Consider the following 10020-nt stretch of genomic DNA (forward strand, 5'->3'; position numbering starts at 1 on the left):
GCGGCTGCGGGCGGGGCGACGGGCGGCCGGGTGGCGGTGGCGGTCATGAGCGGGACCTCAGCAGACGGAACTGCAGCGCGCTCACGAGAGCGACGATGAGCAGGAGGAGGAAGGACGCGGCCGACGAGACGCCGATGTTCCCGAAGCCGAACTGGCGGTAGGTGTACAGCGCCATCGACTCCGTGGAGCCGACCGGGCCGCCGCCCGTGAGCAGGTACGGCTCGTCGAAGACCTGGAGGAAGAAGACCGACAGCAGCACCGAGACGAGCAGCGTCGTGGGCATCAGCAGCGGCACGGTGATCGAGATCAGGCGGCGCCACGGGGACGCCCCGTCGAGCGAGGCCGCCTCGTGCACGTCCTCGGGCACCGACTGGAGGCCCGCGAGGAACAGGAGCATCGCGGTGCCGAAGTTGCGCCAGACGCCCAGCAGGATCACGACGGGCATGGCGAGCTGCTCGTCGCCGAGCCAGTTCGGGCCGGCGAAGCCGATCGCTCCGAGGACCTCGTTGACCGTGCCGTCCTGGTTGAACGCGTACTGCCAGATCAGCGCCACCGAGACGATGTTGGTGACGACGGGGGCGTAGAAGAGCGCCCGGAACACGCCGCGGAGCCGCCGGATGCCGGAGTTCAGCGCCAGGGCGAGCACGAAGCCCACCATCATCGTCAGCGGCACCCCGATCACGACGAAGTAGAGGGTGTTGAGCACCGAGCGGAGGAACGCCGCGTCGCCCAGCAGGACCGCGTAGTTCTCGAGACCGGTGAAGTCGACGCCGAACGGCTGCTGCAGATCGGCGCCGCGGATGTCGGTGAGGCTCATGCCGACGGACGCGAGCACCGGGATCGCCGTGAACACCACGAAGATCACGGCGAACGGCGCGAGGAAGAGCCAGGCGATGCCGGAGTGGCGGCCATGGCGGGAGCGGCGCTCGCGCACCGCTCCCACCGCGGACCGGCCGGCGAGGGCGGTCAGAGCCACGCGGTCACTCCGTGCCGATCGAGTCGGCCTGACGCTGGACGGCCGCGAGCGCGTCCGCGGCCGACTCGCTGCCGCGCGCGACCTTCTCCATCTCCTGGCCGAGCAGGGTCGACACCTGGGTCCAGGTGGTGACGGCGGGCAGTGGCTGCACGTTCTGCAGCTGCTCGAAGAACGCGTCCAGCAGCGGCTGGTCGGCGATCACCGGGTCCTGCCAGGCGTCGACCACGGCGGGCATGCTGCCGGCGGCCTCGTACTGCGCGATCTGCGTGTCCTGCTCGGTCGTGGCGCGCACGACCTTCCAGGCCGAGGCGGCGTTGTCGGAGGAGGCGGTCACGCCCCAGCTGCCGCCGGCGAGCTGACCGGAGTCGTTGTCCGGGCCTGCGGGGAGCACGGCGGTGCCGATGTGCGCGTCGGTCCACCCCTCCTCCTCGGCCGTGGTGTCGAGGGTCGCGACGACCCAGGGGCCGCTGATCATCGATCCCGTCCTCCCCGACACGAGGTACGGCTGCGCGTCGAGGAACTGCGGGGTGTCGGGCGAGGAGACGCCGTCGGCGAAGACGGAGGTGTTGTACTCGGCCGCGGCGAGCATCTCGGGGGTGTCGAGCGTCCACTGGGAGCCGTCGTCGCTGAGGAGCTCGGCGCCGGCCTGGTGCGCGAAGGTCGCGAGGGTCTGCCCGTTGTAGGTGTCCCAGCCGACGTCGCGCCGAATCCGCTCTCGGCGCCGCCGGCCTCGAGGCCCTCGAAGAACGGGATGGTCTCGTCCCAGGTCGTCGGAGCGCTCACGCCCCCGGCCTCGGCGAAGTCGGAGCGGTAGATGAGCACGCGGGTGTACGCGTACCAGGGCACGGAGTACGTCGTGCCGTCGCGCTCGCCGGCCTCCCAGGAGCCCTCGAAGAAGCTGTCGGCGTCGACGAGGCCGTCGGGCACCGGCGCGAAGGCGTCGGACGCGAGGAACTGGGTCTGCGCCTCCGTGTAGAGGAACGCGATGTCGGGCGCGGTGCCCGCGGCGACGGCCGTCTGCAGTTTGGTGTTGTACTCGTCGGAGGGGACCAGCGTGATCTCGAGGTCGAGGTCCGGGTTCTCGGCCGTGTAGTCGGCGAGCACCGCGTCGAGCTGGGTGGCGTCGCCGTCGGGGGCCCAGAGGGTGACGGTGCCGGTGGCGGCGGAGTCGTCGACCGTGGTGGCGTCGACGGCGGCTCCGGCGTCGGCCGAGCGGCCGCATCCGGTGAGGGCGAGTGCCGTGACGGCGACGACTCCGCCGAGCAGGGCGAGTCGGGAGGACGGGGCGGTGCGCTTCATGGAGGCTCCTGGGGTCCGGGCGCTTTCCGCTACTTTGTAGCGGAAGTGGGCGCAGGGCGAGGGTCGTGTGGAGGAGGACGGCGGAGGGCGGTCGCCGGGTCCGGTTCGGTCCGGATTATGCGATGTTGTAGCAGAAGTGCGGGAGGAGAAACCCGGCCGAAGCCGGGTCGTGAACGAACCTAGGCCCCTGCTGTTTCGGGCGGATTACCCGCACGGCACGCTCTCGTTACGGAGCGAGCGCCGCCCCGAGCGCGGCGGCCTGCGCGGCCCAGAAGCGCTTCGCCACTCCGGTGCGGCGGAACAGCGCGTCGAAGCCGTGGAACGCGCCCTGCACGATCTCGAGCTCGCAGGGCACTCCGGCCGCGCGCAGGCGCTCGGCGTAGCGGACGTCCTCGTCGTGGAAGAGGTCGAGGGTGCCGACGCCGATCCAGGCGGGTGGGAGACCCGTGAGGTCGTCGCGGCGCGCGGGCGCGGCGTACGGCGAGACGTCCGCGCCGCCGGGCTCGGTGCCGAGGTAGGAGGTCCAGCCGAAGCGGTTGCTGCCGGGAGTCCAGACGCGCACGCCCGGAGGAGTGGGGCCGGGTCGGGTCACGGTGCGGTCGTCGAGCATCGGGTAGACGAGCAGCTGGAACGCGGGCTGCGCCCCTCCGCGGTCGTGGGCGAGCAGGGTCGCCCCCGCGGCGAGGCCTGCACCGGCGCTGGCACCGCCGATGGCGATGCGGGTGGGATCGACGCCGCGCTCGTCGGCGTGCTCCACGAGCCAGTGGAACGCGGCCAGCACGTCCTCGAGGGCGGCGGGAGCGGGGTGCGCCGGCGAGAGGCGGTAGTCGACCGAGAGGACGGTGATGCCGAGGGTGCGGGCGAAGGCGATGTTCGACGCCTCGTCCTGGAACCGGCTGCCGAGCACCATGCCTCCGCCGTGCACCCACAGGAGGGCGGGCGCGGATCCGCGGAGGATGGGGGGGCGGTAGCTGCGCGCGCGGATCGGGGGCGCGCCGTCGGCCCCCGGGATCTCGACGTCCTCGACGAGGAGGTCGGCGGGCGCCTCCCCGCCCACGGCCTCACGCCGGGTGGCGAGGCGGAGCAGGCGCGGGCCGAGGGAGACGGGCGGGATCCAGCGGCCGATCGCGAGATCCGGGTGGAAGAGGGACGCCGTCGCGGCGGTGCGGGCTGACGCGGTCATGCGCGGGAGGCTGCTCCCCGAGCCTCGGCGGCCGCCCCTCTCCCCCATTACGGGCGGACCAGCGTCTTGATCGCGCGGCGCTCGTCCATCGCGGCGTACGCCTCCGCGATCTCGTCGAGCGGGAGCTCGAGGTCGAAGACGAGGCCGGGCTCGATCGCGCCGCTGAGCACGTCGGGGAGGAGCTCCTCCATGTAGCCGCGGACGGGCGCGACTCCGCCGTTCACGCCGACGTTCGACCCGAACATCTGGCGCACGGGCAGCTCCGGTCCGCCGTTGGGCACGCCGACGTAGCCGACCATGCCGCCGGGGCGGGCCGAGTCGAGCGCCTGCTGCATCGACTCCTTGGTGCCGACGCACTCGAGGACGCAGTCGGCGCCGATGCCGCCGGTGAGCTCCTTCACGCGGGCGACGCCCTCGTCGCCGCGCGTCTCGACGATGTGCGTGGCTCCGAAGCGGGTGGCGAGCGCCTGACGGGACTCGTGGCGCGACATCGCGATGATCGTGGTGGCTCCCAGGCGCTTCGCGGCGAGCACGGCGCAGAGGCCGACCGCTCCGTCGCCGACGACCGCCACGGTCGAGCCCGCCGTCACGCCGGCCGAGACGGCGGCGTGGTGACCGGTGCCCATCACATCGGCGAGCGTCAGGAGGCTGGGGATGAGCGCCGGGTCGGGATCGGTGCCGACGCGGAAGAGGGTGCCGTCGGCCAGCGGCACGCGGACCTTCTCGCCCTGGGCGCCGTCGGCGAAGCCCTCGTCGCCCACCTCGGAGCCCCACCAGCCGCCGGTGAGGCACGACGTCGAGACGCCGTTGGCGCAGTTGGCGCAGGTGCCGTCGCAGACGTAGAACGGTGCGATCACGAAGTCGCCGACGGAGATGTCGCGCACGTCGTCGCCGACCGACTCGACGACGCCGACGAACTCGTGCCCGATGCGGTGCGCCTCCTTCGTCGGCGTGACGCCGCGGTAGGGCCAGAGGTCGGAGCCGCACACGCAGGCCGCAGTGACGCGCACGATCGCGTCGCGACCGGTCGACAGGGTCGGCTCGGGGACCTCCTCGAGTCGGACGTCGCGCTCGCCGTGGATGAGTGTTGCTCGCATGAGGGATCTCCTGCTCGAGAGGGGGTGGGGTCGTTTCCACGGTACGCCGGGGCGCGCGCGGGAGGCGGCGCGGGGCGGGGGCTTGCACGGGCGTGCGGAAGGGGCACGGCGCCGCGGGAGCGCCGTGGGGCTCCTCGATCACTCCAGGGCGCTCGTCACGGCGGCGCCTCCGCCCAGCCGTCGCGCCCGACGATCACGTGCGCGAGGAAACCCAGGCCGCACGCTCGGGCTCCCTCGGCGAGCGCGCGAGTGGCGGCGCGGTCGGAGGGGAGCACGGTCGCCTCGCCGGAGTGGCTGTGCGCGAGCGCGACGGTGGCAGCTCCGCGGGCGAGCACCTCGGCCAGCACCGCGGGCACGGGGAGGTCCGCGTGGGAGGCGGCTCCGTCGGCCAGGGCGAGGACGTCGCGCACGGCTCCGGAGGCGTCGAGCGCGACGGCGAGCACGGTCTCGTCGGGCCGCGCGCCCAGCAGGGGCCCACGAGAGCGGCGAGCTCGGCGGCGGTGGTGACGCGCGGCGCCCGGTGCGCCCCGTTCATCCGCCGGCGCAGCTCGAAGGACGCGACGATGCGGCACGCCGCGACCTCGCCGATGCCGCGCTGGCGGGCGAGGTCGACGACTCCGGCCCGTGCGACCGCGTCGATGCCGCCGAACCGGGCGAGCAGCTGCTGCGCGACGACGGTGGCGTTGGCGCCGCGGACGCCGTTGCCGATCAGGACCGCCAGGGTCTCGGCGTCGGTCAGCGCCGCCGGACCGTGCGCGCGCAGCCGCTCGCGCGGGCGCTGCTCGGGGGCGAGGTCGGCCATGCGCGGAGCCGGCGGAGGGAGGGACATGGCGGCGACGGTACCGGCGCGACCGGGAGCCGATGGTGCGCGCAGTCCGGGTCTGTGGACGACCCGGCGGGAGGTGGCCCCTGGGGAGGACGCTGCACGGGCTGTGCCGCGCCGCGCCCACCGGTTCCGCAGAAGTCGCGGGAAGCGCGAGCCTTCACCGCAACTTCTGGAGGAGCGCGCCGAGCCGCACGTCTCGCGCCGCCGCCGGTTCCGCAGAAGTTGGGGGAAGCGCGAGCCGTTCCCGCAACTTCTGGAGGAGCGCGGCGGAGACTGCGGGCTACGCCGCCGTCGGCAGCCCGGCGCTGACCACGAGGCCGTCGCCGTCGTCCGAGACGTCGACCAGCACCACGTCGCCGTCGCGGATCGACCCGTCGAGCAGCGCGGTCGCCAGCTGGTCGTCGATCTCGTGCTGCATCAGGCGGCGCAGCGGTCGCGCGCCGTACAGCGGGTCGTAGCCGCGCTCGGCCAGCCAGCCGCGGGCGCGGGGCGTGACGGCAAGGTCGAGCCGCCGCTCCGTCAGGCGACGCGACAGACGGTCGACGTACAGCGACACGATCTCGCCCAGCTCGGTCTCGTCCAGCGTGCGGAAGATCACGATGTCGTCGAGGCGGTTCACGAACTCGGGCTTGAAGGCCTGGCGCACCATCTGCTGCACCGCCTCGTCCTTCTGCTCGTTCGAGAGCGTCGGGTCGACGAGGAACTGCGAGCCGAGGTTCGAGGTGAGGATCAGGATCGTGTTGCGGAAGTCGACCGTGCGGCCCTGCCCGTCGGTCAGCCGGCCGTCGTCGAGCACCTGCAGCAGCACGTCGAACACCTCGGGGTGCGCCTTCTCGATCTCGTCGAGCAGCACCACCGAGTAGGGGCGCCGGCGCACCGCCTCCGTCAGCTGGCCGCCCTGCTCGTAGCCGATGTAGCCGGGAGGGGCGCCGACCAGGCGCGAGACGGCGAACTTCTCGCCGTACTCGGACATGTCGATGCGCACCAGCGCCTTCTCGTCGTCGAACAGGTGGTCGGCGAGCGCCTTCGCGAGCTCCGTCTTGCCCACGCCGGTCGGGCCGAGGAACAGGAACGAGCCCGTCGGACGGTCCGGGTCCGAGATGCCGGCGCGCGTGCGGCGGACCGCGTCGGCGACGGCCGAGACGGCCTGCTCCTGCCCGATCAGGCGGCGGTGCAGCTCGCGCTCGAGGTGGAGCAGCTTCTCGGTCTCGCCCTGCATCAGCCGGCCGACCGGGATGCCCGTCCACGCGGCGATCACCGCGGCGATGTCGTCGGCGGTGACCTGCTCGTTGACCATGCGGCCCTCGGCGGGCTCCTCCTCCTTCTCGGCGGCCGCGAGGTCGCGCTCGATCACCGGGATGTCGCCGTACAGGAGGCGCGAGGCGCGCTCGAGGCGGCCCTCGCGCTGGGCGCGCTCGGCCTCGATCCGCAGGGCGTCGAGCTTGTTCTTCAGGTCGCCGACGCGGTTCAGGGAGGCGCGCTCGCGCTCCCAGCGCTGCTGCAGCTCCTCGAGCTGGGCGCCGCGGCGCGCGAGGTCCTCGCGCAGCTTCTCGAGGCGGGCCTTGGAGGCCTCGTCCTTCTCCTTCTTCAGCGCCAGCTCCTCCAGCTTCAGCCGGTCGACGGAGCGGCGCAGCTCGTCGATCTCGACGGGAGCGGAGTCGATCTCCATCCGCAGCCGCGACGCGGCCTCGTCGATCAGGTCGATGGCCTTGTCGGGCAGCTGGCGCGCGGTGATGTACCGGTTCGACAGCGAGGCGGCGGCGACCAGGGCGGAATCGGCGATCGCCACCTTGTGGTGCGCCTCGTAGCGCTCCTTCAGGCCGCGGAGGATCGCGACGGTGTCCTCGACGGACGGCTCGCCGACGAACACCTGCTGGAAGCGGCGCTCGAGAGCGGCGTCCTTCTCGATGTACTCGCGGTACTCGTCGAGCGTCGTGGCGCCGATCATGCGCAGCTCGCCGCGGGCCAGCATGGGCTTGAGCATGTTGGCGGCCGCGACGGAGCCGTCGCCGCCACCGGCGCCCATGAGCGTGTGGAGCTCGTCGATGAACGTGATGATTCGGCCCTCGGAGTCGTTGATCTCCTTCAGCACCGCCTTCAGCCGCTCCTCGAACTCGCCGCGGTACTTCGCGCCGGCGATGAGGGCGGACAGGTCGAGGCTGACGAGTCGCTTGCCCTTGAGGCTGTCGGCGACGTCGCCCGCGACGATCCGCTGGGCGAGGCCCTCGACGACCGCCGTCTTGCCGACGCCGGGCTCGCCGATGAGCACGGGGTTGTTCTTGGTGCGCCGGGTCAGCACCTGGCTGACGCGGCGGATCTCGGCGTCGCGACCGATCACCGGATCGAGCTTGCCGCTCGCTGCGATCGCGGTGAGGTCGACGCCGTACTGCTCGAGAGCGGACTGCTGCTCGTCCTGCTGGGGCGTACGACCGGCCTGCATCTGTGGTGTCCTCCGTGAAGATCGAAAGTTGAGTTCGACTGACTCAACTTTACCGCGCTGCCGGGTATTCCCGAAGGTCTCCGATGCCGCCGGAGTTCACGCGGTCAGCCGACCGTCGCCCGCGCCGCCGCGGAGCGAGGTGAGCGCGTCGCGCAGGATCCGTCGCAGCGCCGGCTCCCCCACTCCGGTCAGCGCCGCGATCTCGGGCTGGGTGTAGCGACCGGCGACGGCCAGCAGCAGCAGCTCCCGATCGGGGCACGGCAGAGCGAGGAGACCGGTGCCCATCGGACGCCGGGCGAGCGCCCGAGAGGTCCCGAGGGTCTCGCAGAGCACCTCGAGCAGCCAGAGCACCGGCGTCTCGGAGCGGGCGCCCTCGGGGCAGCGGCGCCAGACCTCGGCGAACGCCTCGGTGCAGAGGCGGTCGCGCGTCGCGGCGTCGGAGTGGACGGCGGCGACCGACGCCGAGAAGAGGGCGCCGAAGCGGTCGAAGAGCAGGGCGAACGCGGCGCGGTCGCCGGTGGCGGCGGAGCGGAGCAGGCGCGCGGCAGCGATCCCGACCGAGTAGACCTCGCTCGCGACCTCGTCGTCGGTCCCCGCACTCACAGGTTCAGAGTGTCACCGGATCGGCGACGCCGTGAGCAGTTGCGCGCGGGGTCGGCGCCGAGTAGGACTCCGGATCAGAGACGCGGCCAGCGCGCCCGGGCGAAGCAGTAGACGCCGTACGCGATGAGGCCGAGCGCGACGAAGCCGAGAAGGAACACGCCGAACGGCAGCTCCGTGAGCGACTTGAGCGCCTCGTCGAGCCCGCCGGCCTGCTCGGGGTCGTGCTTCACCGCGGCGACGATCAGCAGCACGCCGAGCGCCCCGAGCACGATGCCCTTGGCGGTGTAGCCGACGATGCCGAGCCAGGTGACGACGGTGCCCGCGGTGCCGCCGGGTTCCGCGATGTTCTCGAGGAACTTCTTGCTGACACCCCGGTAGACGAAGACGCCGCCGACCGCGAGGACGACCACGCCGACGAGGACGAGGAGGACGACTCCGCCCGGTGCCGACAGCAGCTGGGCGCTCGCGCTCTTGGACGACTGGGACGAGCTCGATCCGTCGCCCATCGCGAAGCGCAGCGCTGTCACGCCGAGTGCGGCGTAGACGACCGCCTTCGCCGCCTCCTTCAGCCTGCTGCCCCACTTCTTCAGCTCGGTGTCGCCCTTGGCGACGAGGAACGCCTCGAGGATCCCCCACAGCGCCAGGCCGAAGAGGCCGACGGTGCAGACCCAGAGGACGACGGTTCCACCGGGCGAGGAGGAGAGTGCGCCGAGCGCTCCGGACTGATCGGCCGACCCTCCGCCGCCCTGCGCGACCTGGAGGGCGATGACCCCGATCAGGATGTGCACCAGGCCGTTCGCGGCGTAGCCGAACCGGGCGAGCGTGCGCACCGCCGTCGAGTCCTGCGCGTCGTCGGCCGCCTGCTTGGCCTGGGTACCACTCGGAGTGTTCACAGGCGGGACGCTACGCGTTTCCACAGGTATCCACATCCCCTTGCGCTGTGTTCCCGCGGTCCGGTGGCCCTGTGGAGGAGTTGTCCCCACGGTTGTCCACAGTTCTCCACAGGGTTGTCCACACCTGTGGATTCGCTAGAACGGCTAGACGTCGACGGCGCGGACCAGGCCGTCCTGGACGGCGCCGAGCCAGTCGTAGACGCTGCGGATCGCGGCCGCGTTCTCGTCCTCGGGCTCGAGCCCGTCGTCGGAGTCGAGGATGCCGGGGCGGGCGGCGAGCGCCAGGCGCATGTCGGTGAGCGCGCGCATCCACGAGAGCGCCTGCGGATCCTCGAGGCGCACCGAGATCTCGCCGAGGCCCGCGAAGACGCGTCCGTTCCCGGAGTCGTCCCCCGCGTCGAGCGCGGCGGTCACGGACCGTGCGTCGTCCATCTTGCGTCCGGCGAGATCGGGGGCGGTGAATCGCCGGAACTCGGCGGCGGCCTCGGCGTCGTCGCGGTAGGCGTCGGGGAGCAGGCGCGCGAGTGCAGGATCGGTGCGGGCGAGGTCGTCGTCGACGCTGCGATCGAGCAGCTCGAGCATCTCGCCGGCGAGGTGGCGGAGGATCCCCGCCTCCTCCCGGTCGAAGCGGGCGACGGCGGCGCCGGAGGAGTCGCGGCGGAAGGCGCGCATCAGCGGGGGGCTCTCGAGGGCGGGCGGGGGT

General features: G+C 72.6%; 9 protein-coding genes and 2 pseudogenes. All 11 read right to left on the reverse strand.

Annotation, left to right across the window (positions count from 1 at the left end):
- Positions 1–43: 43 nt before the first annotated feature.
- Positions 44–976, reverse strand: a complete 933-nt coding sequence (locus B0T42_RS17930) for a carbohydrate ABC transporter permease (protein ID WP_077224362.1) — start codon at positions 974–976, stop codon at positions 44–46.
- A gap of 4 nt (positions 977–980) precedes the next feature.
- Positions 981–1817, reverse strand: coding sequence for an extracellular solute-binding protein (locus tag B0T42_RS22885; protein WP_269087539.1), 837 nt, complete (start codon positions 1815–1817; stop codon positions 981–983).
- Positions 1739–2275, reverse strand: a pseudogene (locus B0T42_RS22890) (ABC transporter substrate-binding protein); the annotation flags it as partial. The gene B0T42_RS22885 and the pseudogene B0T42_RS22890, both read right to left, overlap by 79 nt.
- 226 nt (positions 2276–2501) lie before the next feature.
- Complete coding sequence (locus B0T42_RS17940) at positions 2502–3458, reverse strand: alpha/beta hydrolase (RefSeq protein ID WP_077224363.1); 957 nt, start codon at positions 3456–3458, stop codon at positions 2502–2504.
- Positions 3459–3505: 47 nt separating this feature from the next.
- The gene (locus tag B0T42_RS17945) at positions 3506–4555 is read right to left on the reverse strand and encodes a zinc-dependent alcohol dehydrogenase family protein (protein ID WP_077224364.1); all 1050 of its coding nucleotides are present in this window, start codon (positions 4553–4555) and stop codon (positions 3506–3508) included.
- A gap of 155 nt (positions 4556–4710) precedes the next feature.
- Positions 4711–5127, reverse strand: coding sequence for a JAB domain-containing protein (locus B0T42_RS22835; protein ID WP_139344575.1), 417 nt, complete (start codon positions 5125–5127; stop codon positions 4711–4713).
- Positions 5128–5135: 8 nt separating this feature from the next.
- Positions 5136–5384: pseudogene (locus B0T42_RS22840) on the reverse strand (UPF0758 domain-containing protein); the annotation flags it as partial.
- Positions 5385–5661: 277 nt separating this feature from the next.
- Positions 5662–7821: an ATP-dependent Clp protease ATP-binding subunit gene (locus B0T42_RS17955; protein WP_077224366.1), complete on the reverse strand. Its 2160-nt coding sequence runs from the start codon at positions 7819–7821 to the stop codon at positions 5662–5664.
- Positions 7822–7917: 96 nt separating this feature from the next.
- The gene (locus B0T42_RS17960; protein WP_077224367.1) at positions 7918–8424 is read right to left on the reverse strand and encodes an RNA polymerase sigma factor; all 507 of its coding nucleotides are present in this window, start codon (positions 8422–8424) and stop codon (positions 7918–7920) included.
- Positions 8425–8498: 74 nt separating this feature from the next.
- Complete coding sequence (locus B0T42_RS17965) at positions 8499–9317, reverse strand: DUF1206 domain-containing protein (RefSeq protein ID WP_236720394.1); 819 nt, start codon at positions 9315–9317, stop codon at positions 8499–8501.
- Between the two features lie 144 nt (positions 9318–9461).
- The coding region (locus B0T42_RS17970; RefSeq protein ID WP_342418281.1) for a DUF2017 family protein at positions 9462–10020 on the reverse strand (559 nt) is incomplete at its 5' end.

The sequence above is a fragment of the Rathayibacter rhapontici genome (assembly GCF_001995175.1).
Classification (GTDB): Bacteria; Actinomycetota; Actinomycetes; order Actinomycetales; family Microbacteriaceae; genus Rathayibacter.